Here is a 23,745-nt window from a genome sequence, read left to right on the forward strand (position 1 = left end):
AGGCGCGGCAGCAGCAGCCGGAGCCGCACCCGCCGCCGGAGCAGCGGTGCCGGCAGCCGCAGCAGCCGCGGCAGCCTTCTGTTCTTCGGCGTAGCCGGACGGCGGCACGATGGTCACCAGCGTCGCGTCCTCACGCGACAGCGCCTTCACGCCCGCCGGCAGCTTGATGTCGGAGAGATGCAGCGAGTAGCTGATTTCCAGCGCGCCGACATCGGCTTCGAGGTATTGCGGGATGTTATCGACTGAGCATTCGAGGTCGACGGTGTGGGTGACGATGTTGACGGTGCCGCCGCGCTTCACGCCGGGCGAGGTTTCGCCGTTGACGACGTGCAGGGGCACGCTGACGCGGATGGTGGCGCCTTCGCCGAGCCGCAGGAAGTCGACGTGCAGCGGAAAGTCCTTCACCGGATCAAGGTGGAAGTCGCGCGGAATCACGCGGTGCTTCTTGCCCTCGAGATCGATGTCGAACAGCGTGGTCAGGAACCGACCGGCCAGGATGCGCTGCCGGAGTTCCTTGTCGTCGACCGAAATGGTCACGGGGGGCTGGTTGTTGCCGTAGATCACTCCGGGCACTCTCCCGGCGCGACGCTCTGCCCGGGCGGCCCCCTTGCCGCTCTGCGGACGCGCGGTCGCCTTCAATTCCTTGACGGTCGCCATCGTGCTAAGTCCTTGTTTTCTAAAAAGTTAAAGGCCGCATCGCGGCCCGTTGGCGTCCTACAGCAAGCCTCCAGGGGTGCGGGGGCTGCGGACGTGCCGGGCTTTTAGCCTCAAAGGGGTGAAATGACAAGGAAATGACGGGATTTTTCTTGGATTTACACTCTGGCTACCCGTAGCCCGGATGGAGCGAAGCGCAAATCCGGGGGCCCACTTCCGCGGCGAGACTTTTCCCGGATTTCGCTTCGCTCCATCCGGGCTACTGGGCCATGCCCCTACCCGTCCGCCTTCGTGCTGCCGGCATCCGGCGCGGCGGGCGAAATGCCGAGCTTGGCTTCCAGGGCCGCGATCCGGCCCTTCAGCGCCTCGTTTTCCTCGCGCGCCAGGCGGGCCATGTCCTTGACCGCGTCGAACTCCTCGCGCTTGACGAGATCGAGGTCGCGCAGGATGCGTTCGGCCTGGTTGCGCATGACCGTATCGACCTCGCGCTTGACGCCCTGCGCGGCGCCGGCGGCGTCGTTCATCAAACGGCCGATCTCGTCGAAAAACCGATTGCTGGTCTGGGTCATGTTAAAACGCTCCGGTCGCTGCAAATTGATCGTCACAAGACAATGGCAATCCCGGGAGAAACGTTCAAGAGCGCGGTTCAGGGCCCGACGTGACCGCTGCTCGCCTTGTCATGCTGCGGTTTCCTTGCAATCGTATCGAACACTTGAGCCAGCCCCCGGAATCACAAAGCAAAAAGAAACGCCCATGATCGACCAGCAAATCGATATTGCGACCAAGGACGGCAAGACCACGACCTTCATCACCCATCCCGAACGCGGCGGGCCCTTCCCGGTCATCATCTTCTACATGGACGCGCCGGCGATCCGCGAGGAACTGCGCGACATGGCGCGCCGCCTCGGCACATCGGGTTATTACGTGATGCTGCCCAACCTGTATTACCGTTCAGGCGTCATGGAGCTGGGCCCGATCCCGCCGGATCCGGAGGCGCCCGAGCGCAAGCGGATGTTCAGCTACATGAACTCCATCAATATTCCGATGGTGATGGAGGATACCAAGGCCCTGCTCGCCTTCGCCGAGACGCAAGAAGCGGCCAACACGAAGATCGTCGGCACCGTCGGCTACTGCATGAGCGGCCGCTACGCGGTTAACGCAGCGACGCAGTTTCCGGATCGCGTGAAGGCGGCGGCTTCCATCTACGGTACGCATCTTGCGACCGACCAGGCCGACAGCCCGCATCTCGCTGCAAGCAAGACCAAGGCCGAGCTGTATTTCGCCTGCGCCGAAACCGACATCTACGCGCCGCAGGAGATCATCGACAAGCTGAAGCAGGCGATGCAGGGAACGAAGAACGAGGTCGAGATCTTTCCCGACACCCATCACGGCTTCGCATTCCCGAAGCGGCCGGTCTATCACCGCGACGCCGCCGAGCGGCACTGGGAGCGGCTGTTGGCGCTCTATCACCGCAACCTCGCGCAGTAAGCATCCCGCACGATGCCCTTCCTCACCATTACCTTTCCGGAAATCGATCCGGTCGCCATTTCGATCGGACCGCTCGCGATCCGATGGTATGCGCTGGCCTATATCTGCGGCATCGTGTTTGGATGGATCTATGCGCGCGCGCTGATCAGGAGCGAGAGATTGTGGGGCGGGCCGGCGCCGATCGCGCCGGTGCAACTCGACGACTTCATTCTCTGGGTCACGCTTGGCATCATCATCGGCGGCCGCACCGGCTATGTGCTGTTCTATAATCCGGCCTTCTTCATCCAGAATCCTGCCGCCATTCTCAAACTATGGGAAGGCGGCATGTCCTTCCATGGCGGGTTTCTCGGCTGCGTCGCTGCGGTGATGCTGTTTGCGCTGAAGAACAACATCTCCATCCTGTCGCTTGGCGACATCACGACCGCGGTCGCGCCGATCGGAATATTCCTCGGGCGGCTCGCCAACTTCATCAAGGGCGAGTTGTGGGGACGAACGGCGGATGCCAGCGTGCCCTGGGCGATCGTGTTCCCCGATGGCGGGCCGCTGCCGCGTCACCCCAGCCAGCTCTACGAGGCCGGGCTCGAGGGCCTCCTGCTGTTTGCGGTTCTGGCTGTCATGGTCCGGATGGGTGCGCTGAAGCGGCCGGGCCTGATCCTCGGCAGCTTCATTGCGATCTACGCGCTTGCCCGCATCGCCAGCGAGTTTTTCCGCGAACCCGATCCCCAGCTCGGATTTTTGTGGGGCGGGCTGACCATGGGTATGCTGTTATCGGTGCCGATGATCATTGCCGGGGGCATCCTGATCATGATGGCATGGCGCCGCGGAACGCCGCAGCATATAGAGAAGTCGATTCAAGGCAGGCCGTGACCGAATTTTCATCGTTGCAGGCGGAGATCCACAAGCTGATCAGATCGTCAGGACCGATGCCGGTCTGGCGATACATGGAGCTGTGCCTGATGCATCCCGAGCACGGCTATTACGTGTCCCGCGATCCGCTGGGCCGTGAAGGCGATTTCACCACCGCACCCGAGGTCAGCCAGATGTTCGGCGAACTGCTCGGCCTGTGGGCAGCTTCGGTCTGGAAAGCGATCGGTTCGCCGCCGATGCTGCGGCTGGTCGAGCTCGGCCCCGGCCGCGGCACCATGATGGCGGACGTGCTGCGGGCGGTCCGGGTGCTGCCGCCGCTCTACCAGTCGCTCCACGTCCACCTCGTCGAGGTCAATCCGGTACTGCGCGAGAAGCAGCAAGCGACGCTATCTGGCGTGCGCAACATCACCTGGCATGACAACATCGACGACGTGCCCGGAGGCCCCGCAGTCATTCTCGCCAACGAATATTTCGACGTGCTGCCGATCCATCAGGTGGTCAAGCGCGAGACCGGCTGGCACGAGCGCGTCGTCAACCTCGACGCCGATGGCAAGCTGGTATTCGGAGCCGCAGACGAGCCGATACCGCGCTTCGAGGTGCTGTTGCCGCCACTGGTGCGCGCGGCCCCGGTCGGCGCCGTGTTCGAATGGCGGCCGGACAATGAGATGATGAAGATCGCGACGCGGGTGCGCCACCAGGACGGCGCGGCACTGATCATCGATTACGGCCATGTGCGCAGCGACGCCGGTGATACTTTCCAGGCCATCGCCCGCCACAGCTTTGCCGATCCCCTGAAAAATCCGGGACAGGCCGACGTCACCGCCCATGTCGATTTCCAGGCGCTGGCGCGCGCGGCCGAAGACGTCGGCGCGCGCGTTCATGGACCGGTGACGCAGGGCGAATTCCTCAAGCGGCTCGGGATCGAGACCCGGGCCGTCACGCTGATGGGAAAAACCACGCCAGAAATTTCCGCCGATATTTCCGCTGCGCTGAAGCGCCTGACAGACAGCGGCCGCGGCGGCATGGGATCGATGTTCAAGGTGATTGCGGTCACCGAACCCAATCTCACCGCGGTTGCCGGTCTCAGCGACGAACCGCCGGCGCCCGGAGAAGAGACGGAATGATGTTCGGATCATCGCTACTGTCAGCCATTCCCGGCCTGCGCCACGCCTTCTTCACCCGCGAGGGCGGGGTATCCGGTGGAGTTTATGAGGGCCTCAATGGCGGTCTCGGCTCGAACGACGATCCGGCTCATGTCGCCGAAAACCGCCGCCGGATGGCCGAGCAGATGGGCGTTGCGCCCGAGCGCCTTCTCAGTGTGCACCAGATCCACTCGCCCGATGTCGTGGTGGCGACCGGACCATGGCAAGGCGACAAGCCACGCGCCGACGCGCTCGTCACCCGCACCGAAGGGATCGCGATCGGCGTCACCGCCGCGGATTGCGGCCCGATCCTGTTTGCCGACGCCAGCGCACGCGTCATTGGCGCGGCGCATGCCGGCTGGAAAGGCGCGCTGACCGGCGTGCTGGAATCCACCATCGAGGCGATGGAGAAACTCGGCGCCGACCGCTCCGGCATCGTCGCCGCCATCGGCCCGCTGATCCGCCAGCATTCCTATGAAGTCGGCAGCGAATTCGTCGAGCGCTTCATCGATGCCGACGCGGAGAATGGCGTATTCTTCATCCCCTCGGTTCGATCAGGCCATGCCATGTTCGACCTTGCCGGATTCATCCGCATGCGGCTGGAAAATGCCGGCATCCTGATGATCGACGACATCGGCGTCGATACCTATTCCGACGAGCGCTTCTACAGCTACCGCCGCTCGGTGCATCGCAAGGAGCCGGACTACGGCCGCCACGTCCACGCGATCGCGCTGGCCGCAGAGTAATTTCTATTTCACCTTCAACACGACCTTGCCGCGCGCCCGGCCCGCTTCGAGATAAGTGAGCGCATCGGGCAACTGCTCGAAGGCAAATTCGCGATCGATCACCGGCTTGATCGCGCTGTCCTCAACCAGCCCGGCGATCTCGCGCAGTTGATCGCCGCTCGGCTCGGTGAAAAACCAGCAATAGGTCGCACCGGCTTCAGTGCTCGCGGCATAGACCTTCCGGTTCATCAGCCAGACCGCCGCGCGGACCAGCCAGCCTGCGCCCTCGCGGCGGGCGAAATCCCGGTCGGGCGGACCGCTCAGCGAGATCACGGCGCCGCCCCGCTTCACCACTTTGAAGGCATCGACCGTGAATGCGCCGCCGAGCGTGTCGTATACGATGTCGTAGCCGCCGCCCGCATCGAGATAGTTTTCGCGGTCATAGGCAATGACCCTGTCGGCGCCGAGCGATTTGACGAAATCGGCATTCTTCGAACTCGTGGTCGTGGTGACCTCGAGGCCGAGATGCCTGGCGTACTGGACCGCGAACGTGCCGATGCCGCCGGCGCCGGCGTGGATCAGGATACGCTGGCCGGCGCGCGCCTTGACGCGCGCAAATCCCTGCAACGTCGTCAGCCCCACCAGCGGCAGCGCCGCGGCTTCGGTATGCGAGATAGCCGTCGGCTTCCGGGCCACAAATTGCTCCGGCAGCGCGACCCTTTCGGCAAAGGTGCCGATGGTCTCGCGCGAGGCGCGTGCATAGACCACGTCGCCCGGCTTGAAACGGGTGGCACGCGCCCCCGCCGACAGCACGACGCCGCTGGCATCGAACCCGAACGGGCGCGGCAGCTGATATTTCGAAACGCGTTTCAGGTCGCCATGCACGATCTTAAAGTCGATCGGATTGAGGCTGGCGGCATGGATTTCGATCAGAACGTCGTCAGGGCCCGGGACCGGATCGGCGAGTTCGGCAAGGCGGACATGGTCGGCGACCGCGCCATAACCGTCGAGAACGAAGGCTCGCATCGATCAATCCTGCGGGGCTGAACAATTCTGGCAACAACAAGGTGAACGGGGACGAGCACGACTTAATCTTTTTGGTGAGCCGGTGCGTCCGCTGCCCTAGACCTTAACACATTTTAACGATATCGCAGGGAGCAATGAGGAACTCCCTGACCGCTTCGTGCCTGCAAGCCCCGCGTGCCATGATCGCCGCGGCGCTGCTTGCCGTTTTTTCCTGCGCGCTCGGCGGCTGCGCAGGCGGCGGCGCGACGGGCAGCGCGTCCTACGCGATGGCAACGAGCGCGGGTAGCGGGCCCACCGTGGCGTTCGAATCGATCGACGGTCCGCCGCCGCAGGTGTTCGACCGCATGGTCAGTGTGCTCGACAGCGAATCGAAGCTGCGCAACCTGTCGATCGTTTCTCGCGAAGGCGGTGCTTCCTATCGCGTGCGTAGCTATCTCTCGGCGCAGGTGGTTCGCGGCAAGACCGTGATCGCCTGGGTTTGGGACGTGTACGACAACAACCAGCAGCGTGCGCTGCGGCTTTCCGGCGAAGAAGCCACCGGCAAGGCCAACCGCGACGCCTGGGCGGCGGCCGACGACCTGGTCTTGCGCAAAATCGCGCAGGCCGGTTTCAGCGGTCTCGCCGGCATGGTTAACGGAACCCCCGATGCGGCGCCTGCGCCGGCCCCGGAGCGCCGCGGTCCCGCAGTCGCGAGTGTGGAAGAGACGGCACCCGCCCAGGGTGCCGTGAGCGTGATGGCGCTGGGCTACAGCGCCCAATAATTGGCCCCGGAATAGTCCGGGAACGGCCTATTTTTCGCCGGGAAAACCGGGGCGACGGGTTGCCAGCCGAGCCACCTGCCTGATATCTCCTCGCTCATCAAAACGCGCCGGTTCCCGAGGATTTCTATGCTGAACGTCGTATCCAGCAAGGCGCGAGGAGAAGCGTCAATGGCGGCCAAGAACGGCTCGATCAAGCTGGTCGCCGGCAATTCCAACCCCGCGCTGGCCCAGGAAATCTCAAACTGGCTGCATATGCCGCTGACCAAGGCGACGGTCCGCCGGTTTGCGGACATGGAAATCTTCGTCGAGATCCAGGAAAACGTCCGCGGCTCGGACGTCTATATCATCCAGTCGACGTCGTTTCCCGCCAACGACCACCTGATGGAACTCCTGATCATCACCGATGCGCTCCGCCGGGCTTCCGCGCGCCGCATCACCGCGGTGATTCCCTATTTCGGCTACGCCCGGCAGGATCGCAAGGTCGGCTCACGCGCACCGATTTCGGCCAAGCTGGTGGCAAACCTGATCACCCATGCCGGCGTCGACCGCGTCATGACGCTCGACCTGCATGCCGCCCAGATCCAGGGCTTCTTCGATATTCCGACCGACAACCTCTTCGCTTCGCCGGTGATGGTGCGCGACATCAAGGAACGCTTCGACCTCGCCAACTTGATGGTGGTGTCGCCTGACGTCGGCGGCGTGGTGCGCGCGCGCGGGCTTGCCAAGCGCATCAACACTTCGCTTGCCATCATCGACAAGCGCCGCGAGCGCGCCGGCGAATCCGAGGTCATGAACGTGATCGGCGACGTCGCCGGATTCACATGCATCCTGATCGACGACATCGTCGATTCCGGCGGCACGCTGGTGAACGCCGCCGATGCGCTGCTCGCCAACGGCGCCAAGGACGTCTACGCCTACATTTCCCACGGCGTGCTGTCCGGCGGCGCAGCCGCGCGCATCGCCAGCTCGCGGCTGAAGGAACTCGTCATCACCGATTCGATCCTGCCGACCGAGGCCGTCACCAAGGCGCCCAACATCCGCACGCTCTCGATCGCGCCGCTGATCGCGGAAGCGATCAGCCGCACCGCGGCTGAAGAATCGGTGTCCAGCCTGTTCGATTGAGCCGGCTTCGTAGGGTGGGCAAAGCGCAGCATGCCCACCATCCCTCCGCGAATCCTTGCTTCAATGGTGGGCACGCTTCGCTTTGCCCACCCTACGGCGCCTCATTCAAATCCCGGCCGCGGCACTAAATTCATCAGCATATTGGCATAGCCGCCATCGACCATGATCTCGTCGCCGTTGACGTAGGACGCGCGGTCGCTTGCAAGGAACAGGATCGCGTCTGCCATATCCTGCGGCATGCCGACCCGCCGCAGCGGCACCACGGCGGAGCGTCGCTCGGTCACGCCCGGCGTATCGTAGAAGGCCTGGCTCATCGGCGTGATCACCATGCCGGGACTGACGACATTGCTGCGGATGCCGTGCGGCCCCCATTCATTGGCGAGCTGCCGCGACAGCATGATCACGCCGGCCTTGCTGACGCTGTAGGCGCCGCTCTGCCCCTGCGCATTGCTGCCGGCAATCGACGAGACGTGAACGAGGCTGCCGCGGCCATGCGCGCGCATCTGCCGGCCGAACACCTGCGCGCAAAGGAAGTAGCCGGTCAGGTTGACGGAGAGAACGGCGTTCCACTCGGCAAGCGTCAGGGTGTCGAGCGCGCCGGGCCGCAGCACGGCGGCGGTGTTGACCAGCACATCACATGGCCCCAGCGATTTCTCGATCGTCGCGGATGCCGCCGTAACGCTCGCGACATCAGAAGTGTCACAGCGGGCGATGACGTTATCAGCGCCAAGCTTGCCGAGTTCGGCGCGCGTCACCTCAAGACCGCCTTCATCGAGATCGATGGCGGCAACACGGGCACCGGCCTGGGCCAGGCTGAGGGCAGTGGCACGCCCAATGCCGCCGCCTCCGCCCGTCACCACGCAGACGCGGCCGGACAGGCCGAGCCAATCGGAAGATTTCTGTTCGGCCATGACGTCCGCACGCTCCCATCCAGTGACACGACTGGCGGCAGCATAGCGGAAAGCCTGTCCGGATCGAGAGATGATTCCGGCGCTAGACGCCGGCCGCGACGTTCTTCCCGACCACCTCGCCGAACGATTTGAAGAATTCGGCTGCAAGCTTTCTTGCGGTGGAATCGATCAGGCGCGCGCCGAGTTGCGCAAGCTTGCCACCGATCTGCGCGTCGACGTCGTAGTGCAGCACCGTGATGTCAGGCGCCTCGGATTCGAGGCGCACGAGCGCGCCGCCCTTGGCGAATCCGGCCACCCCGCCGGAGCCCTCGCCTGAAATGCGGTAGCTGTTGGGCGGATCGAGATCGGACAGGGTCACCTTGCCGCCAAAAGTCGCCTTCACAGGCCCGACCTTGAACACGACGGTCGCGGTCATCTCGGTGGGCGAGGACATGTCGAGGGACTGACAGCCGGGGATGCATTGCTTCAGAATCTCGGGATCGTTGAGTGCGGCCCAGACCTCTTGCTTCGAGGCCGGGATGCGCTGGCTGTCGTTCATCTGCATGGTCAGTCCTTAGCTCCTTAAGGGATTGGCCGTGCGCTGGCCGCGCCGGCGCTCGACGGTGATTTCGGCGAGGATCGACATCGCGATCTCCTCCGGCGTGATCGCGCCGAGATCGAGCCCGGCCGGCGCCTTGACGCGCTCGATCGCGGCCGCCTCCGATCCGCCGGCCACGAGCTTTTCGCGCAACGCCGCCATCTTGCGGCGACTGCCGACGAAGGCGTGATACTCGGCCCTGATGGCAAGCGCAGCGCGCAAGGCGGCCTCATCGCCCTTGCCCTGGGTCGAGACCACGACGAAACGCCTGGCGTCATTGAGGTAGCGGGGCGCGAAGCCGTCGACGATGACATGGGCGTCCGGCTCTGCGGTGACGTCAGCGGCTGGTGCAGCCAGCGTGACGTGATAGCCCAGTTGGCGAGCCTGGGCAGCCAGCGACATCGCGACCGGGCTTGCGCCCAAGATCACCAGCGAGGGATGCGGCAAAACCGGCTCGACGAAAATATCCATGGTCCCCTTGCTCGGACACATGTTGCTGGCAAAGCGGATGCCCTCGCGATTGTCGCCCGGCTTGACGCCGAGTTCGGCAAGGAGATTTTCGGGCTGCACCGACACCATGCGCGGCTCCCCGTCCAGCAGCGCGTCGCGCGCGGCTTTCAGCACCGCGCCTCGTGCGCAGCCGCCGCCGATCCAGCCGGCGACGATGGTGCCATCAGGGCGAATGATCGCCTTGGCGCCGGCTTTCGCCGCCGTCACCGACACTGTGCGCACCACCGTCGCCAGCACGAACGGCTGCTCGGCGGATTTCATCTGCGCGACCAGATCCATCACTTCAACATGTGCGCTCATCGGACGACCCCGCTACAGTTTCGCCAGATAGGGTTCGAGCGCGGCCAGGCTGTTGAGCGTACTGGCCGGCGCGTAGAGATCGACATGCGGCAGCGCCGCCTTGATGCCTGCGGCTTCGGGCGCGTAACCCTCCCACCCCATCATCGGATTGAGCCAGACGATGCGGCGGCAGCGGCGGCCGAGCGCCGCCATCTCGCGGCCAAGCAATGCGGCATCACCGGTCTCGTAGCCGTCAGACACGATCATCACGACGGTGCGCGAATGGATCACGCGCGCCGCATGCCAGCGATTGAAGGTCTGCAGGCTCTCGCCGATTTTGGTGCCGCCGCCTGCGCCCTGCGCCAGAATCGAGAGACGATCGAGCGCCCGCGCGGCGTCCTTTTCCTTCATCGCGTCGGAGACGTGCGCCAGCCGCGTGTGGAACAGGAACGCCTCGGCCTCGCGAAACTGGTCGAGTACGCCATGGATGAAGCGCAGGAATACGCCCGTGTACATGCTCATCGAACCCGAGGCATCGAGCAGCATCACGAGCCGCAGCGGCTTTGTCTTGCGCTGGCGCCTGACGAGGTCGATCGGCACGCCGCCATGGCTGATATTGCCGTGAATGGTTCGCCGTAGATCGAGCCGGTAGCCGCGACGTCGCGCCAGATCGCGGCGGGTCAGCCGCGTACGCATCGCGCGCGCGAGCCGTGCGGCTGCTTCATGCGCCTGCTCGATTTGCGCGGGATCGGCGATCTTGCGAAAGTCCACCTCGGCGAGATTATCGGCACGGGAGGCGCCTTCCATACGTCCCTCGCCGCTACGATTATTATCGGCGCCGTCGGCGGACGGAATCTGATCCATCGCGCCGTCACTAGCGGTGCGCGGCTCGGGCCGATGGCCGGACAAACTCTTCAATGATGGATTACTGGCCGCTCTTGCCGACCCCATCGTCAGGGATCGCGACCGCGCGCGCTTGCCGAGCCAGAACGCGTCGAACAGACCATCGAATCTTTCCCAGTCGGATTTCCGTGCAGAGAACAGGTGTTTGAACGCGGAGCGCAACAGCGAGGGATTCTTCGCGTAACCCGCCGTCATCAGGGAAGCGGCGTCCTGACCTTCGTGGAGACCGACGGCGAATCCGTTGTCGCGCAATGTCCGGAGGAACGCCGCCAGTCTTGCCGACACGAGGCGCGAGACCTGATCGATCTCTTCGTATCCGGGATTGGGGCCGCAGCAGCTCATGCAACCCTCCCCAGCAGGCGCCCGGTCACTTCGCGAGTCATCCGCGACGTGTCCTCCTGCGTCTTGAGCAAGCACATCAAGGTCTCGTGCACCGTCTCGGGCGCTTCATGGAGATCGCGGACGTCGAGGCCGACCAGCGCCGCCGCCCAATCCAGCGTCTCCGCGACGCCCGGGACCTTGCGCAGCTCTTCCTTGCGGACGCCTTCCACCATGCGCGCAATCTGCAGCGCCAGCGAGGCGCCGGCGCCCTCGATCCGCGCCATGATGATGCGCGCTTCGCGATCGACATCGGGGTAATCGACATAATGATAGAGGCAGCGGCGGCGCAGCGCGTCCGAGAGTTCGCGCGTTCCGTTCGAGGTCAGCACCACATGCGGGATCGTAGTCGCCTTGATCGTGCCGAGTTCGGGGATCGAGACCTGGAAATCCGACAACAGTTCGAGCAGGAACGCCTCGAACTCGTCGTCGGCACGATCGATCTCGTCGATCAGCAGCACCGGCGGCTTGTCGCGCCTGATGGCAGCCAGCAGCGGCCGTTCCAGCAGATATTTTTCCGAGAATATCTGATCCTCGACCGCATCGGGATTATCGCCGCGGTGTGCCTGGATTGACAGCAATTGCCGCTGGTAGTTCCACTCGTAGAGCGCAGCCGACTGATCCAGCCCCTCGTAGCATTGCAGGCGGATCAGCTCGGTCGTGTGCACCGATGCCAGCGCCTTCGCCACCTCGGTCTTGCCGACGCCCGCCTCGCCTTCCAGCAGCAGCGGGCGCTTCAGCATAAGCATCAGCGAGATCGCGGTCGCAAGTTCCGCATCGGCGATATAGCCCGATGCGGCCAGTCGTTCCGCGATCTCTTTGCGATCCCTCATTTCGGCGTCTCTAGGCAACCGCCCCCAGATCCTTCGCGGCCTTCCAGTTGCGCCAGTAGTCATGCGGCATCTGGATGTGCGTGCTTCCAAGGAACGAGAAGGCGTCGTTGACCGCATTGGAGAACGCCGGCACGCCGCCGACATTCGGGCTTTCGCCAACGCCCTTGGCGCCGATCGGGTGGTGCGGCGACGGCGTGACGGTGAAGTCGGTTTCCCAATGCGGGGTCTCGACCGCGGTCGGCATGAAGAAATCCATGAACGAGCCGGTGACCACGTTGCCGTCGGCATCGTAGCGGATTTCCTGCCCCATCGCGATCGCGAACGCCTCGGTGAGCCCGCCATGCACCTGGCCCTCGATGATCATCGGATTGATGCGGGTGCCGCAATCGTCCAGCGCGTAGAAGCGCCTGACCTTGTAGACCCCGGTGTCGACGTCGATGTTCATGACGCAGATATAGGCGCCGAACGGATAGGTCATGTTGGGCGGATCATAATAGCTCACCGCCTCCAGCCCCGGCTCCATGCCGGGAGGAACCGAATTGTAGGCCGCCCAGCAGATATCCTTCATCGACATCGTCTTCTCCGGCAGGCCCTTGACGCGGAAGCCGTCGATATCCCATTCGAGATCGTCCTCGTGGACCTCGAGCTTGTAGGCCGCGATCATCTGCGCCTTGGCCTTGATTTTCCGCGCGGCCATCGCGATCGCAGCACCCGCTACCGGCGTCGAGCGCGAGCCGTAGGTGCCGAGCCCGTAGGGCGCCGTATCGGTATTGCCCTCCTCGACCATGATGTCGTCGGCGGGAATGCCGATCTCGGTGGCGATGATCTGCGCCCAGGTGGTCTCATGACCCTGGCCCTGGCTCTTTGAGCCGACCCGCGCGATGCCCGCGCCGGTCGGATGCAGGCGGATTTCGCAGGAATCGAACATCGCAATGCCAAGGATGTCGCAGTTCTTCGAGGGACCGGCGCCGACGATCTCGGTGAAAAACGAGACGCCCACGCCCATGATCTCGCGGGTCTCGCCGCGCTTGAACGCTTCGCGCAACGCCGACTGTTCTTTCCGGAGTTCGGAATACTTCACCGTCTCCATCGCCTTCTTCATGGCGGTGGCGTAGTCGCCGGAATCGTACTCCCAGCCCAAGGCTGAGTGATACGGGAACTGCTCCGGCTTGATGAAGTTCTTCAGCCGCAATTCCGCCGGATCCATCCCGAGCTTCTGCGCCAGAATGTCCATGGCACGTTCGATGCAATAAGCGGCTTCGGTGACGCGGAACGAGCAACGGTAGGCAACGCCGCCCGGCGCCTTGTTGGTGTAGATGCCGTCGACCGACAAATGCGCGGTCGGGAAATCATACGACCCTGTCACGATGTTGAAGAAGCCGGCCGGCCATTTCGACGGATCGGCGCAGGCGTCGAACGCACCGTGATCGGCCAGCACGTGGACGCGGAGGCCGGTGACCTTGCCTTCTTTGGTCGAGGCGATTTCAGTCGTCATGTGATAGTCGCGCGCGAACGAAGTCGCGGTGAGGTTCTCGATGCGGTCCTCGACCCATTTCACTGGCTTGCCGGTGACGATCGAAGCCACTGCTGCGCAGATATAGCCGGGATACGCGCCGACCTTGTTGCCGAAGCCGCCGCCGATATCAGGCGAGATCACATGGATCTTCTGCTCCGGTAGCTTTGCGATCAGCGCAACCACAGTACGGATGACATGCGGCGCCTGGAAAGTGCCCCAGATCGTCAGCTCGCCCCTGATCTTGTCGAACGAGCAGACGCACTGGCAGGTTTCCAGCGGCGACGGATGGGTGCGATGGTAGGAGATCATCTCCTTGAACGTGACCTCCGCCTTGCGGAAGGCGGCGTCGGTCAAATCCTTGTCGCCGACGGTCCACTCGAAGATGTGGTTGTGGTGCTTGCGCGGACCATGCGCGCCCGTAGTCTTGCCGGCGAGATCCTCGCGCAGCACGGGCGCATCCTTGTCCATCGCCTTGAACGGATCGATCAAGGGCGGCAGCGGTTCATATTCGACCACGACCTTGTTGATGCCGTCATCGGCCGCATAGCGGTCGGTAGCGACGACGAAGGCGACCTCCTGATTCTGGAACAGCACCTTGCCGTCGGCCAGCACCATCTGCACGTCGCCTGCGAGCGTCGGCATCCAGGCGAGGTTCACCGTCTTCAGCGTCTCGGCGGTGATGACCGCCAGTACGCCCGGCACCTTCAGCGCCTCGGTATCGTCGATCTTCTTGACGCGCGCATGGGCATGGGGCGATCTGACAAAATCGCCGTGCAGCATGCCCGGCAATTTGACGTCGTCGACATAGTTGCCCTTGCCTTGCGTGAAACGGATGTCCTCCACCCGCTTGCGCTTGCAACCCATGCCTTCGAGTTTGGCTTCGCGTTGTTCCCGCGTGGGAGTCATGTCGTTCATTCCGCGGCCTCCCTGAATTCAACGCCATTGATCTTGGCGGCGGCGTACTGGATCGCCTTGACGATGTTCTGGTAGCCGGTACAGCGACAGATGTTGCCGGAGATACCCATGCGGACTTCATCTTCGGTCGGCTGCGGATTTTCCTTCAACAGCCGATGTGCGCGCATGATCATGCCGGGCGTGCAGAAGCCGCATTGCAGCCCGTGCATCATGCGAAAACCTTCCTGCAGCGCCGACAGCGAACCGTCGGCATTGGCCATGCCTTCGATGGTGGTGATGTCGGAGCCCTGGGCCTGCACCGCGAACATGGTGCAGGATTTCACCGACATGCCGTCGATATCGACGGTGCAGGCGCCGCAATGGGTGGTTTCGCAGCCGATATGGGTGCCGGTCATCGCCAGGTTTTCGCGGATGAAGTGCACCAGCAGCGTGCGCGATTCGACGAGGCCTTCGACCTCGGCGCCGTTCACCTTCATGGTGATGTGGGTTTTTGGCATTTTGTGATCCCCTCTCAACTTGCGCGGCCGGCGGCGCGCTGCAGCGCGCGCATCACCATGATGCCGCCGACATGCTTGCGATATTCGACCGGGCCGCGGGCATCCGCGGCCGGCGACATGATGGCTTCGGCAGCGGCAGCAGCCTTCTTCAGCGTGGCCGGATCGAGGCTGGTGCCGATCACCGCCTTGGCGGCATCCTCGGCAAGCAGCGGCGTTTCCGAAAGGTTCGTTAGCGCAATCTTGCAGGTCGCCACCTTGCCGCCCGCCATCGTCAGCACGACCGCGGCAGCGGCGGTGGCGTAGTCGCCGACCTTGCGCTTCAGCTTTTCATAGGCGTAGCCGTGACCGGCTGATGGTACGGGGATGGCGACCGAGGTCAGGAGTTCACCGGGTTCGAGCGCGGTGAAATAGGCCCCTTGGTAGAACTCGCTGGCCGCGACCTCGCGTGCGCCGGATTTGCCTTCCAGGCGATAGCTTGCGCCCAATGCCATCATCAGCGCCGGCATGTCGTTGCCGGGATCGCCATTGGCGACGTTGCCGCCGATGGTGCCGCGATAGCGCACCTGGGGGTCGGCGATCAGAAGCGCGGTTTCGTCCAGAATGGGCAAGGATCTGCCGATCTCGTCGGACGCCAGCAGTTCATGCTGGGTGGTCATCGCGCCGATCACGACTGTGTTGCCCTCGCGGCGGATGCCCTTGAGGTCTGCGACGCCATGCAGATCAACCAGGTGCTCCGGTGTGGCGAGCCTGAGCTTCATCATTGGAACCAGGCTGTGACCGCCGGCCAGCGGCCGGGCCTCGTCGCCCAGCGTCGAGAGCAGTTTGAGCGCGTCGGCCACCGTCGCCGGCCGGTAATAGTTGAATGGACCAGGGATCATGGGCTCTCCTCCATTCGTCCTTTGGGCGCTTCTCTTCGGCGCGCGGACGCTGGCGGGAGGCTGATTGGAGAGGTTCTAAAACGCAATCGCGCCGGCACAAGGACGGGAAAATCGCACGAAATGCGGATATCGGCGCACGAAATGCGTCAGCCTTGTCGACCTATTGGCGATCTAATGACGCAATGCGGAGGCGTGGCGTCGGGCGAGACCAAGCCGGGCTTTAACCTCGGCAATCCTGGCGCGGCTCACGGGCACCCGGTGCGGCGACGGGCCATCGAGTTCGACGATGGCGCCATCGCCTTCCTTGCGGACGAAGGTGACGTGGGCCATCGCCACGATGTGGCTGCGGTGCACCCGGACGAACAGACCGGGGTCAAGCTGGGCTTCGGCCTCCGAGATCGACCACGGGCACATTCGCTCCCGGGTGCCGTCATGCACCTTGGTATAGTGAGCGTCGGCCCGGACGCTCCTGACGTCGGCGGTATCGATGAAATGGGTGCCATCGGCACCTTCGACCGGCAACCGCGGTGCGGGTGCGGCGCGGGGCGGCTGGCCGATGCCGCCGAGCGGTGTCGGCCGCAGCCGCGGGCTGGTCGAGGCGGCGGTGGAGTCCGCCGGCGAAATGGTTGCAACGAGGGCGGCCTCGGGTGCGGCCGCCCCGGGAATGGCGGCAACCGCAGCTGTCGTCGCCGCGACCTTGTTGCGCGGGTCCGGCACCAGCGACAGCAGGAAGCCCGCGGCAATCACGAAGCAGAGCAGCGCGACGACCAGCGACAGCATTTGCGACGATGCCGCCAATCCGTCGACGTGGTGATGCGCCCCTTGCGATGATGGAACCAGATGCATGCCGGCCATCGCCGTGTAGTGCATGCCCGCCACCGCGAAACCGTAGGCGACGGCACTCAGTGCGAGTTGGACGCCCCCCTGCCGCGCCAGAAATGCACGGAGGCCGCCATAAGCGGTGGCGATCGCAATCAGGACGGACAGCGCGACCATCGTGACGTCATGCGTCATGGCGAAATTGCCCGACAATCCATGCATGCCGACATAGTGCATGCTGGCGATGCCGACCCCGAGCAGCACCGCCGAGGACACCACCCGGAAAAACGTCGGCTCGCCGACGCTGACAAGAAACACGGAAATGCCGACGACCAGCGCGCAGATCAGGAACGAGACGATGGTCGGCAACACCAGATAGACCGTGTCTGCCGGCAGCGGCGCCGCCAACATGCCGACGAAATGCATGGTCCAGATGCCGATGGCGAGGAAGAATGCCGCGCCCGCGAGCAGCACGCGATGACTGGCGTCCGGCGTCCCGCGGATGCGCGCCGTAAGACCGAAGCCGGTATGTCCTCCCAGAATCGCGATCACTACCGAGAGCGCGACGAGATAGGGATCGTGTCCTTCGAACATGATCGTCTCGGCCGCCCGTCTCCACGGACGTGCCTCCTCCCGCCGCCGAGTTTACAGGTCTGGCGACGGGAATGACAATCGGTCGATTGCCGGGTCTTGTCACCAGATGTGTTTTTCCGGCGACAGGCCCACCCCGCAACAACAATTGCGGGGCGAGCTTTCGTTTGCAATGCCTTGAGTTCTACACAATCCCCGCGGCCACCTGGCCGCGCAGCCGCTCAAGGCTGTGCAGCGTGTTGGCGCAGGCTTCCGCGACCTCGATGCCCTTGATGACGAAGTGCTTGCGGAAGAAATCGTGATGCACGGCGCTGTCGTGGAATTGCTGCGGCGTCAGCACCGCCGAGAATATCGGCACCTCGGTCTTCAGTTGCACGTCCATCAGCGCCTTGATCACGGTATCGGCCACGAATTCGTGGCGGTAGATGCCGCCATCGACCACAAGGCCCGCGGCCACGATCGCGGTGTAGCGCCGCGTCTTGGCGAGCAGTTGCGCATGCAGGGGTATCTCGAACGAACCCGGCACCTCGAACAGATCGACCTGCGCGCGCGTGATATGGCGCGCCTCGATCTCTTCGAGGAACGCGATGCGGCATTCCTCGACCACGTCGCGGTGCCAGGACGACTGCACGAAGGCGATGCGCTGCGGCTTGACGAAGCGTGGATGCACCGGCGCCGGCGGCCGCTCGGGCACGTCAGGAACGTGACTGGCTTCGACTGTTTGGGGTGGGGATTGGACTTCAGGCTCTAGCAAGGTCTGATTCATGGCTTTCCTCTTTCAGGACCAGAATCAGGGCATACGGAACGACGTCGGCCCACGCGCAAAAATGCGCAGGCCGCCGCAAACCGTTCTCTTTCATCCGGACTGTAACCGTCGGCTTCGGATTCACACCGAATCTGCTGACCCTTCTTCCCGGGAGGAAAGAAGGCGCTCGCGGGCTTGGGCTACGTCACCCTTACCGCCGGTGGGGACTTTCACCCCGCCCTGAGAACACGGTCGCCCGGAATGGACGACCTGGCTCAAGAATATGACCAACGCCGGGGCGGCAGCAAGCGCCTTCGACATGGGGAATCGGCATGTCCCCATGCCGCCGGGACAGGGCGCAGCGACGGCTGACGGCCTTTACTCAGGCTGCCGCAGTTGGGATAGGGTTGTGCTCAAAAAGGGGGGACGCTCGACATGAAACTTCCACGCCGGAATTTCCTTAAACTCGCCGGCGCGCTGATCGCCGCGCCCGCCTTGCCGCGCCTGGCATCGGCGATGGATTACCCGACACGGCCGACGAAAATCGTGGCAGGCTTCGCCGCTGGCGGCGGTGTCGACATCACCGCGCGACTGATCGGCCAGTGGCTGGCCGACCGTCTCGGCCAACCCTTCGTGGTCGAGAACCGCACCGGCGCCGGCGGCAATATCGGCACCGAGACGGTCGTGAACGCGGCGCCCGACGGCTACACGCTGCTGCTGGCGACGGTGCCGAATGCGGTCAACGCCTCGCTCTACGACAAGCTGAGCTTCAACTTCGTCCGCGATATCGCGCCGGTCGCCGGCGTCATCCGCGTGCCGATGGTGGTGCTGGTGCACCCCTCGGTGCCGGCGCAGACGCTGGCCGAATTCATCGCCTACGCCAAAGCCAATCCGGGCAAGGTCAACATGGCCTCGGCCGGCAGCGGCAGCGCGCCGCACATGGCGGGCGAATTATTCAAGATGATGACCGGCGTCGACATGGTCCACGTGCCCTATCGCGGCCAGGGCCCGGCGATGACGGATCTGATCGGCGGCCAGGTGCAGATCCTGTTCGCGGCCGCGCCCGGCACCGCCGATCACATCAAGACCGGCAAGCTGCGCGCGCTCGCAGTGACGACGGCGGCACGCATGACCGAACTGCCGGAGGTGCCGACGGTGGGCGATGTCGTGGCGGGCTATGAAGCCAGCCAGTGGTACGGCTTCGCCGCGCCGAAAAACACGCCGGCCGAGATCGTCGACAAGCTCAACAAGGAAATCAACGCGGCCATCGCCGATCCCGGCATGAAGGCCCGGCTTGCCGCCATCGGCGGCGCGCCGATGCCGGGCACATCAGCCGATTTCGGCAAGTTGATAGCGGACGAAACCGAGAAATGGGGCAAGGTGGTCCACGCTGGCGGGCTCAAGCCGGAATGATGCGCGGGCTAGATCTTGCGCCCGAAGGCGACGTATTGCGCGCCGAGTGGAAGCCAGCCGAGCCTGGCCTCGAGCGGGCGCAATCGCGCCAGCGCGCGCGGGAAGAACAAATTGTATTGAATGCGCGGTGACATCCATCCCGCCTCGCCCAATCGCTTCGCGAGGCTGCGCGCAAAAATCAACCTGGCGTTCTCGTCGAATGGGCATGTGTTCACCGCATGAACGGTGAGCGGGTTCAGCGGATTGTGCTCGAAGATGGCGATCAATCCGCCCGGCCGCGTAATCCGGTGCAATTCCTTCAGCCACATCACGTGCTCGCCATGCGGGATGTGGTGGAACACGCAAGCCGAGAACGCGACATCGAACGTACCGGTTTCGCAGGGGATGCGGCCCTCCTCGATCAGAACGCAATTGCCGTTTCCAGGATAGCGCTGCTTGCCCAGCGTGAGGCTGCGCTCCGAAACGTCTGACGAGGTCAGGGCAGCGTCCGGAAAATACGTTCGAAAGAACGGAATCGAATTGCCGATCCCGGAGCCGAAATCGCATATCCGCGACACGCCGATCTGCTCGCGCTCGACGATCTGCCGGAGCTGCCTGATCTTGTATTCGGCAAAGTATTCCGGGCCCTCGCCCGTGACCGCGACATTCTCGCGATGCTGCTCGTAATAGGCGTCGGCGAAGCGATCGAATTCGGCCTTGTCCATGCAGGCGATCCAGGTTCCCGAAAAGGCGCCGGCGGGGCTGTGCGCACACGCCGACGGTCGTCGTGACGCAACGTTTAGACAGCGCCTAAACATTTGATTAATTGCGCCAGGCTTGGCTTCGACGAATCGTAGCCCCGCGGCTCTAAAAATTGATGAACAATTAACCGGGCTTCATCGATTATCGCAGGCAGCGCTTCGCATCGATTCATTTGCCGGACAGGCTGCCAAACCCATGGAAATTCAGGACGGAATGCCGCGTCCCGGCAAGATGTTTCTGTCCATCGTTGTACCCTGCTACAACGAAGAAGCGGGCTTGCGCGAATTCCACTATCAGATGACGGCCGCCGCCCGCGCCCTGTGCGGCCAACGGTTCGAGCTGATCCTGGTCGATGACGGCTCGACCGACGACACCTGGAAGCTGATCAACCAGCTCTGTGCGGAAGACCGCAGTGTCGTCGCCGTACGGCTCTCGCGCAATCACGGCCACCAACTGGCGCTGACGGCGGGATTGTCCACCGTGCGTGGCGATCTCGTGCTGGTCATCGACGCCGATCTGCAGGACCCGCCCGACCTGCTGACGCCGATGTACGAGATGATGGCGCGGGAAAGTGCCGATGTGGTCTACGGCCTGCGGCGCAGCCGCGCCGGCGAAACCCGCTTCAAGAAGAAGTCGGCCGAAGCCTTCTACCGCCTACTCGCCAGGATCACGCGCGTCGAGATTCCGGTCGATACCGGCGATTTCCGGCTGATGAGCCGCCGCATCTCCGACCAGCTCGTGCGGATGCCCGAGCATGACCGCTTCATCCGCGGCATGGTGGCCTGGCTCGGCTACAAGCAGGTCGCCTACGAATATGACCGCAATCCGCGCTATGCCGGCACCACCAAATATCCGCTGGCGAAAATGATCGGCTTTGCCGCCGACGCGCTGATCAGCTTTTCGATGGTGCCGTTGCGGATCGCGACCTATGTCGGCGCGCTGCTGACCACGGGCCTCACCTTTGTCGGCATCGGCGCCGTCATCAGCTGGATCCTCTCGGGCACCGTGCCTGGCTGGACCAGTCTGACGCTGCTGGTCGTGATGATTTCGTCGGTCCAGCTTCTCGTGCTGGGGCTGATCGGGGAATATATCGGCCGCCTCTATATCCAGTCCAAGAACCGCCCGCTGTTCGTGATCTCGCACATCCACCGGCGCGGACGGCTGCCGCACCATGCGGCCGACGGGGAGGATCGCGTCGAACAGGCGCCGTTCAAGACCCTGCTGGCCCAATCGGGACCGAACGCGCGCAGCCACGCCTATGAGGAGGCCTCCTGATGAAGGCGATCCTGAACCATCCTGCGCTGTACCAGGCCTACCAGAACGCCGGCGGCTTCTTCGGCGCCCGGATCAAGGCGATCGCCGATTATCTGACGCTGCGGCCCGGCATGCGGGTGATCGACATCGGATGCGGGCCCGGCCATATACGCCGCCACCTGCCCGACGACATCGACTATACCGGCTTCGATATCGACGAGGCCTATATCGCCTATGCGCGGCGATCGTTCGGCCATCTCGGCACGTTTCATTGCCGCCATTTCGACGCTGCGGCTGCCCGTGAGTTCGCCGGCGCCGACGTCGTCATGATGAACGGCGTTCTGCATCACATCGGCGACGACGGCCTGCAGACCACGCTTGCCGACATCAGAGACGTTCTCAGGCAAGACGGCGTGCTGTTCACGCTCGACGGCTGTTATCGCGAGGGACAGTCGCGTGTCGCCAAATGGCTGCTCGACAATGACCGCGGCGAATTCGTCCGCGACCGCGACGGCTACGACAAGGTGCTCCGCCGCGCGTTTGGAAAAGTGAACCTTGCGATCCGCGATGATTATTCGCGCGTGCCCTACACGTTCATCATCGGCGTCTCGCAGAAATAGCCGCGCCGTCAGTCGTTCCGGCGCAGCACGTCGATGCCTGCGACCGAACCGATGAGCGTATAAGGCTTAAGCAACTGCGATACCTCGGCATCGGCACGAGCCCAGGCGCCCCAGCCATTGCGCAGATTGTCGACCAGGACGACGTCAGGCGGCAGCTTCCTGAAATCCTCGATCAGCCATTTGCGCTCGAGCGCCAGATATTCATTCAGCTTTGCATCGGCCGCCGAATCGACAAGCGTCCTTTCGCGCGTCAGTCGCACGAATTCGCGGATCCAGAAGTTTTCCTGGCGGGAAACCCAGACGCCGTTGACGTCGCGTACCAGCGGGTGCCCGATCGCCGCCTCGCCGCTCAGCACCAGTATTCTTGGATTGGGTTTGAGGCCGGCGACCGCTTCCCTGACCGGGCCGACATTGACGTTGCCGTTGAACCACAGCACGCCCAGGCCGAAGGTCATGACCAGCGCGATTGCCGACGCGACCTCCAGGCGGCGCGATCGCCAGTCGACCACGCGCGTCAGCGCATAGCCCATCGCAAGCAACGCCACCGCGACCATCGGATAGGAATGATAGGCCCAGCCGCGCCGCTGCAGGAAGAACGAGACGGCAAACCCAGCGGCGGCGAGCATCGTCACCATCAGCAACGCGTCGATCTCGCTCTTCTGCCGCACCAGCAGCACCGAGACGATCGCGATCGCGAACACCAGCGTTGCATCGTTGAGGAAGATCACCGAGGCCGGCATCGACCATGGCAGATAGGTGTCGCGCACCAAGGGATAGGTGACCGTGAAGTATTCGGGATAGAAGACGTAGGTGCTGACGCTGACTGCGATCACCAGCGCGGCTGCGATGATATTTTCGGGCGCAAACAGCGTGAGCCACGAGCGCGAGCGAAACGCGCTGAACAAAATGCATAACGCGGCCGGCACCGTGAAGAACGGCTTGAACGCCAGCGTAATGCCGGCGCCGATGCCGGCAATCAGGATCGCCCAGAACGGCACCCGCTCGCGATTGCTGCGCAGCGCATAGACCGCAAGCGCCGGAAGGAAGGTGAGCATGGCCATATGTTCGCGCTGGGCGAAGACGTGCATCGGCAGGATCGTCACCACCGCCGCGGCCCATACGACGAATGAGCGCCACCTCAATTGCGCCAGTGCCGGTGACAGACGCAGGATGCGCGACACCGCGAACAGCGAGGCCGCGGCCAACAGCAGAAGCTGGCCGTCGATCACGTGCCGCGGGTCTACGGCCAGGACGCGCGCCAGCGCGACGCCCGGCAGATAGGCAAAGGCCGCCATCGGCGGGTTGATCTCGATGATGTCGCGATAGAGATGCTGCCCATCCAGCATGCGTTCGCAAACGACCAGCAGCCAGCTCACATCGGTATTGAGGGGAACGACCTGCCGCAGCAGGATGGCGACGACGAAGACAATGCCGGTCAGCAGCAGCGTCGACCCCAACCCTTCCCGTTCCGCCATGTCAGACGGCGAACAGCGGGTAGCCGCGGAGAATTCCGAGATCATGAGCCAGTCCTGAAAACAAGTATCCGACGCTAGCGAAGGAGCGTTAACGCGCGATTTGCA

At 63.8% G+C, this 23,745-nt stretch carries 24 protein-coding genes and 1 riboswitch; of the genes, 9 read left to right on the plus strand and 15 right to left on the minus strand.

Annotated features, from left to right (window positions below; all coding sequences use genetic code 11):
* The coding region (locus tag CQ12_RS13660) for a 50S ribosomal protein L25/general stress protein Ctc (protein ID WP_057835828.1) at nucleotides 1-657 on the minus strand (657 nt) is incomplete at its 3' end.
* A gap of 272 nt (nucleotides 658-929) precedes the next feature.
* Nucleotides 930-1,223, minus strand: a complete 294-nt coding sequence (locus CQ12_RS13665; RefSeq protein WP_057835829.1) for an accessory factor UbiK family protein — start codon at nucleotides 1,221-1,223, stop codon at nucleotides 930-932.
* A 184-nt stretch (nucleotides 1,224-1,407) separates the two neighbouring features.
* Here CQ12_RS13665 and CQ12_RS13670 point away from each other — a divergent pair, with 184 nt between their 5' ends.
* From CQ12_RS13670 to pgeF, 4 genes are read left to right on the plus strand one after another with little or no spacing between them, the layout of a single operon-like run.
* A complete protein-coding gene (locus CQ12_RS13670) occupies nucleotides 1,408-2,142 on the plus strand; it encodes a dienelactone hydrolase family protein (RefSeq protein WP_057835830.1) in 735 nt (244 codons plus the stop codon).
* A 12-nt stretch (nucleotides 2,143-2,154) separates the two neighbouring features.
* Complete coding sequence (gene lgt / locus CQ12_RS13675) at nucleotides 2,155-3,009, plus strand: prolipoprotein diacylglyceryl transferase (RefSeq protein WP_057835831.1); 855 nt, start codon at nucleotides 2,155-2,157, stop codon at nucleotides 3,007-3,009.
* Between the two features lie 56 nt (nucleotides 3,010-3,065).
* Nucleotides 3,066-4,133 (plus strand): class I SAM-dependent methyltransferase, encoded by a 1,068-nt coding sequence (locus CQ12_RS13680; RefSeq protein ID WP_245309911.1) that lies wholly within the window; start codon nucleotides 3,066-3,068, stop codon nucleotides 4,131-4,133.
* Nucleotides 4,130-4,897: a peptidoglycan editing factor PgeF gene (pgeF, locus tag CQ12_RS13685; RefSeq protein ID WP_057835833.1), complete on the plus strand. Its 768-nt coding sequence runs from the start codon at nucleotides 4,130-4,132 to the stop codon at nucleotides 4,895-4,897. The genes CQ12_RS13680 and pgeF overlap by 4 nt, the downstream gene beginning before the upstream one ends.
* 3 nt (nucleotides 4,898-4,900) lie before the next feature.
* Here pgeF and CQ12_RS13690 read toward each other — a convergent pair whose 3' ends face one another.
* The gene (locus CQ12_RS13690; RefSeq protein ID WP_057835834.1) at nucleotides 4,901-5,902 is read right to left on the minus strand and encodes an NADP-dependent oxidoreductase; all 1,002 of its coding nucleotides are present in this window, start codon (nucleotides 5,900-5,902) and stop codon (nucleotides 4,901-4,903) included.
* A 134-nt stretch (nucleotides 5,903-6,036) separates the two neighbouring features.
* On the opposite strand from CQ12_RS13690, the gene CQ12_RS13695 reads away from it, so the two are divergent.
* A complete protein-coding gene (locus tag CQ12_RS13695; RefSeq protein WP_057835835.1) occupies nucleotides 6,037-6,663 on the plus strand; it encodes a hypothetical protein in 627 nt (208 codons plus the stop codon).
* Between the two features lie 168 nt (nucleotides 6,664-6,831).
* The gene (locus tag CQ12_RS13700; RefSeq protein ID WP_057835897.1) at nucleotides 6,832-7,785 is read left to right on the plus strand and encodes a ribose-phosphate pyrophosphokinase; all 954 of its coding nucleotides are present in this window, start codon (nucleotides 6,832-6,834) and stop codon (nucleotides 7,783-7,785) included.
* A 101-nt stretch (nucleotides 7,786-7,886) separates the two neighbouring features.
* On the opposite strand, the gene CQ12_RS13705 is transcribed toward CQ12_RS13700, so the two are convergent.
* The 10 genes from CQ12_RS13705 to CQ12_RS13750 form a co-directional block, all read right to left on the minus strand.
* On the minus strand, nucleotides 7,887-8,696 hold the full coding sequence (locus tag CQ12_RS13705; RefSeq protein WP_057835836.1) for an SDR family NAD(P)-dependent oxidoreductase: 810 nt from the start codon (nucleotides 8,694-8,696) through the stop codon (nucleotides 7,887-7,889).
* An 82-nt stretch (nucleotides 8,697-8,778) separates the two neighbouring features.
* Complete coding sequence (locus CQ12_RS13710; RefSeq protein ID WP_057835837.1) at nucleotides 8,779-9,240, minus strand: SRPBCC family protein; 462 nt, start codon at nucleotides 9,238-9,240, stop codon at nucleotides 8,779-8,781.
* A 9-nt stretch (nucleotides 9,241-9,249) separates the two neighbouring features.
* On the minus strand, nucleotides 9,250-10,083 hold the full coding sequence (locus CQ12_RS13715; RefSeq protein ID WP_057835838.1) for an XdhC family protein: 834 nt from the start codon (nucleotides 10,081-10,083) through the stop codon (nucleotides 9,250-9,252).
* A gap of 12 nt (nucleotides 10,084-10,095) precedes the next feature.
* Nucleotides 10,096-11,307: a vWA domain-containing protein gene (locus CQ12_RS13720; protein ID WP_057835839.1), complete on the minus strand. Its 1,212-nt coding sequence runs from the start codon at nucleotides 11,305-11,307 to the stop codon at nucleotides 10,096-10,098.
* Complete coding sequence (locus CQ12_RS13725; protein WP_057835840.1) at nucleotides 11,304-12,176, minus strand: AAA family ATPase; 873 nt, start codon at nucleotides 12,174-12,176, stop codon at nucleotides 11,304-11,306. Before CQ12_RS13725 ends, CQ12_RS13720 begins: the two co-directional genes overlap by 4 nt.
* Before the next feature lie 10 nt (nucleotides 12,177-12,186).
* Nucleotides 12,187-14,607, minus strand: coding sequence for an aerobic carbon-monoxide dehydrogenase large subunit (locus CQ12_RS13730; protein WP_057835841.1), 2,421 nt, complete (start codon nucleotides 14,605-14,607; stop codon nucleotides 12,187-12,189).
* Nucleotides 14,604-15,104, minus strand: a complete 501-nt coding sequence (locus tag CQ12_RS13735; protein ID WP_057835842.1) for a (2Fe-2S)-binding protein — start codon at nucleotides 15,102-15,104, stop codon at nucleotides 14,604-14,606. Before CQ12_RS13735 ends, CQ12_RS13730 begins: the two co-directional genes overlap by 4 nt.
* Before the next feature lie 14 nt (nucleotides 15,105-15,118).
* Nucleotides 15,119-15,982 carry an FAD binding domain-containing protein gene (locus tag CQ12_RS13740; RefSeq protein WP_057835843.1) on the minus strand — a complete coding sequence of 288 codons (864 nt, stop codon included), beginning with the start codon at nucleotides 15,980-15,982 and terminating at the stop codon, nucleotides 15,119-15,121.
* A 171-nt stretch (nucleotides 15,983-16,153) separates the two neighbouring features.
* Entirely contained in the window at nucleotides 16,154-17,395 is a 1,242-nt protein-coding gene (locus tag CQ12_RS13745) for an MHYT domain-containing protein (protein WP_057835844.1), read from the minus strand.
* Between the two features lie 181 nt (nucleotides 17,396-17,576).
* Nucleotides 17,577-18,158, minus strand: coding sequence for a 6,7-dimethyl-8-ribityllumazine synthase (locus tag CQ12_RS13750; protein WP_057835845.1), 582 nt, complete (start codon nucleotides 18,156-18,158; stop codon nucleotides 17,577-17,579).
* Between the two features lie 78 nt (nucleotides 18,159-18,236).
* Nucleotides 18,237-18,389: riboswitch (FMN riboswitch) on the minus strand.
* A gap of 183 nt (nucleotides 18,390-18,572) precedes the next feature.
* Between CQ12_RS13750 and CQ12_RS13755 the strand changes: the two genes are divergently transcribed.
* The gene (locus tag CQ12_RS13755) at nucleotides 18,573-19,550 is read left to right on the plus strand and encodes a Bug family tripartite tricarboxylate transporter substrate binding protein (RefSeq protein WP_057835846.1); all 978 of its coding nucleotides are present in this window, start codon (nucleotides 18,573-18,575) and stop codon (nucleotides 19,548-19,550) included.
* Nucleotides 19,551-19,558: 8 nt separating this feature from the next.
* Here CQ12_RS13755 and CQ12_RS13760 read toward each other — a convergent pair whose 3' ends face one another.
* Nucleotides 19,559-20,254: a class I SAM-dependent methyltransferase gene (locus CQ12_RS13760; RefSeq protein ID WP_057835847.1), complete on the minus strand. Its 696-nt coding sequence runs from the start codon at nucleotides 20,252-20,254 to the stop codon at nucleotides 19,559-19,561.
* A gap of 268 nt (nucleotides 20,255-20,522) precedes the next feature.
* Between CQ12_RS13760 and CQ12_RS13765 the strand changes: the two genes are divergently transcribed.
* On the plus strand, nucleotides 20,523-21,566 hold the full coding sequence (locus CQ12_RS13765) for a glycosyltransferase family 2 protein (RefSeq protein WP_057835898.1): 1,044 nt from the start codon (nucleotides 20,523-20,525) through the stop codon (nucleotides 21,564-21,566).
* Nucleotides 21,566-22,165 carry a class I SAM-dependent methyltransferase gene (locus CQ12_RS13770; protein ID WP_057835848.1) on the plus strand — a complete coding sequence of 200 codons (600 nt, stop codon included), beginning with the start codon at nucleotides 21,566-21,568 and terminating at the stop codon, nucleotides 22,163-22,165. Before CQ12_RS13765 ends, CQ12_RS13770 begins: the two co-directional genes overlap by 1 nt.
* An 8-nt stretch (nucleotides 22,166-22,173) precedes the next feature.
* Here CQ12_RS13770 and CQ12_RS13775 read toward each other — a convergent pair whose 3' ends face one another.
* The gene (locus CQ12_RS13775) at nucleotides 22,174-23,685 is read right to left on the minus strand and encodes a hypothetical protein (RefSeq protein WP_057835849.1); all 1,512 of its coding nucleotides are present in this window, start codon (nucleotides 23,683-23,685) and stop codon (nucleotides 22,174-22,176) included.
* Nucleotides 23,686-23,745 lie beyond the last annotated feature (60 nt).

The organism is Bradyrhizobium jicamae (assembly GCF_001440395.1).
Lineage (GTDB): Bacteria > Pseudomonadota > Alphaproteobacteria > Rhizobiales > Xanthobacteraceae > Bradyrhizobium > Bradyrhizobium jicamae.

What these genes read in the sequence shown, in the direction of transcription:
- CQ12_RS13665 (WP_057835829.1), bottom strand. Translation starts at nt 1,223, where the DNA reads ATGACCCAGACCAGCAATCGGTTTTTCGACGAGATCGGCCGTTTGATG.
- CQ12_RS13670 (WP_057835830.1), top strand. Translation starts at nt 1,408, where the DNA reads ATGATCGACCAGCAAATCGATATTGCGACCAAGGACGGCAAGACCACG.
- lgt (WP_057835831.1), top strand. Translation starts at nt 2,155, where the DNA reads ATGCCCTTCCTCACCATTACCTTTCCGGAAATCGATCCGGTCGCCATT.
- CQ12_RS13680 (WP_245309911.1), top strand. Translation starts at nt 3,066, where the DNA reads ATGCCGGTCTGGCGATACATGGAGCTGTGCCTGATGCATCCCGAGCAC.
- pgeF (WP_057835833.1), top strand. Translation starts at nt 4,130, where the DNA reads ATGATGTTCGGATCATCGCTACTGTCAGCCATTCCCGGCCTGCGCCAC.
- CQ12_RS13690 (WP_057835834.1), bottom strand. Translation starts at nt 5,902, where the DNA reads ATGCGAGCCTTCGTTCTCGACGGTTATGGCGCGGTCGCCGACCATGTC.
- CQ12_RS13695 (WP_057835835.1), top strand. Translation starts at nt 6,037, where the DNA reads ATGAGGAACTCCCTGACCGCTTCGTGCCTGCAAGCCCCGCGTGCCATG.
- CQ12_RS13700 (WP_057835897.1), top strand. Translation starts at nt 6,832, where the DNA reads ATGGCGGCCAAGAACGGCTCGATCAAGCTGGTCGCCGGCAATTCCAAC.
- CQ12_RS13705 (WP_057835836.1), bottom strand. Translation starts at nt 8,696, where the DNA reads ATGGCCGAACAGAAATCTTCCGATTGGCTCGGCCTGTCCGGCCGCGTC.
- CQ12_RS13710 (WP_057835837.1), bottom strand. Translation starts at nt 9,240, where the DNA reads ATGCAGATGAACGACAGCCAGCGCATCCCGGCCTCGAAGCAAGAGGTC.
- CQ12_RS13715 (WP_057835838.1), bottom strand. Translation starts at nt 10,083, where the DNA reads ATGAGCGCACATGTTGAAGTGATGGATCTGGTCGCGCAGATGAAATCC.
- CQ12_RS13720 (WP_057835839.1), bottom strand. Translation starts at nt 11,307, where the DNA reads ATGAGCTGCTGCGGCCCCAATCCCGGATACGAAGAGATCGATCAGGTC.
- CQ12_RS13725 (WP_057835840.1), bottom strand. Translation starts at nt 12,176, where the DNA reads ATGAGGGATCGCAAAGAGATCGCGGAACGACTGGCCGCATCGGGCTAT.
- CQ12_RS13730 (WP_057835841.1), bottom strand. Translation starts at nt 14,607, where the DNA reads ATGAACGACATGACTCCCACGCGGGAACAACGCGAAGCCAAACTCGAA.
- CQ12_RS13735 (WP_057835842.1), bottom strand. Translation starts at nt 15,104, where the DNA reads ATGCCAAAAACCCACATCACCATGAAGGTGAACGGCGCCGAGGTCGAA.
- CQ12_RS13740 (WP_057835843.1), bottom strand. Translation starts at nt 15,982, where the DNA reads ATGATCCCTGGTCCATTCAACTATTACCGGCCGGCGACGGTGGCCGAC.
- CQ12_RS13745 (WP_057835844.1), bottom strand. Translation starts at nt 17,395, where the DNA reads ATGTTCGAAGGACACGATCCCTATCTCGTCGCGCTCTCGGTAGTGATC.
- CQ12_RS13750 (WP_057835845.1), bottom strand. Translation starts at nt 18,158, where the DNA reads ATGAATCAGACCTTGCTAGAGCCTGAAGTCCAATCCCCACCCCAAACA.
- CQ12_RS13755 (WP_057835846.1), top strand. Translation starts at nt 18,573, where the DNA reads ATGAAACTTCCACGCCGGAATTTCCTTAAACTCGCCGGCGCGCTGATC.
- CQ12_RS13760 (WP_057835847.1), bottom strand. Translation starts at nt 20,254, where the DNA reads ATGGACAAGGCCGAATTCGATCGCTTCGCCGACGCCTATTACGAGCAG.
- CQ12_RS13765 (WP_057835898.1), top strand. Translation starts at nt 20,523, where the DNA reads ATGTTTCTGTCCATCGTTGTACCCTGCTACAACGAAGAAGCGGGCTTG.
- CQ12_RS13770 (WP_057835848.1), top strand. Translation starts at nt 21,566, where the DNA reads ATGAAGGCGATCCTGAACCATCCTGCGCTGTACCAGGCCTACCAGAAC.
- CQ12_RS13775 (WP_057835849.1), bottom strand. Translation starts at nt 23,685, where the DNA reads ATGATCTCGGAATTCTCCGCGGCTACCCGCTGTTCGCCGTCTGACATG.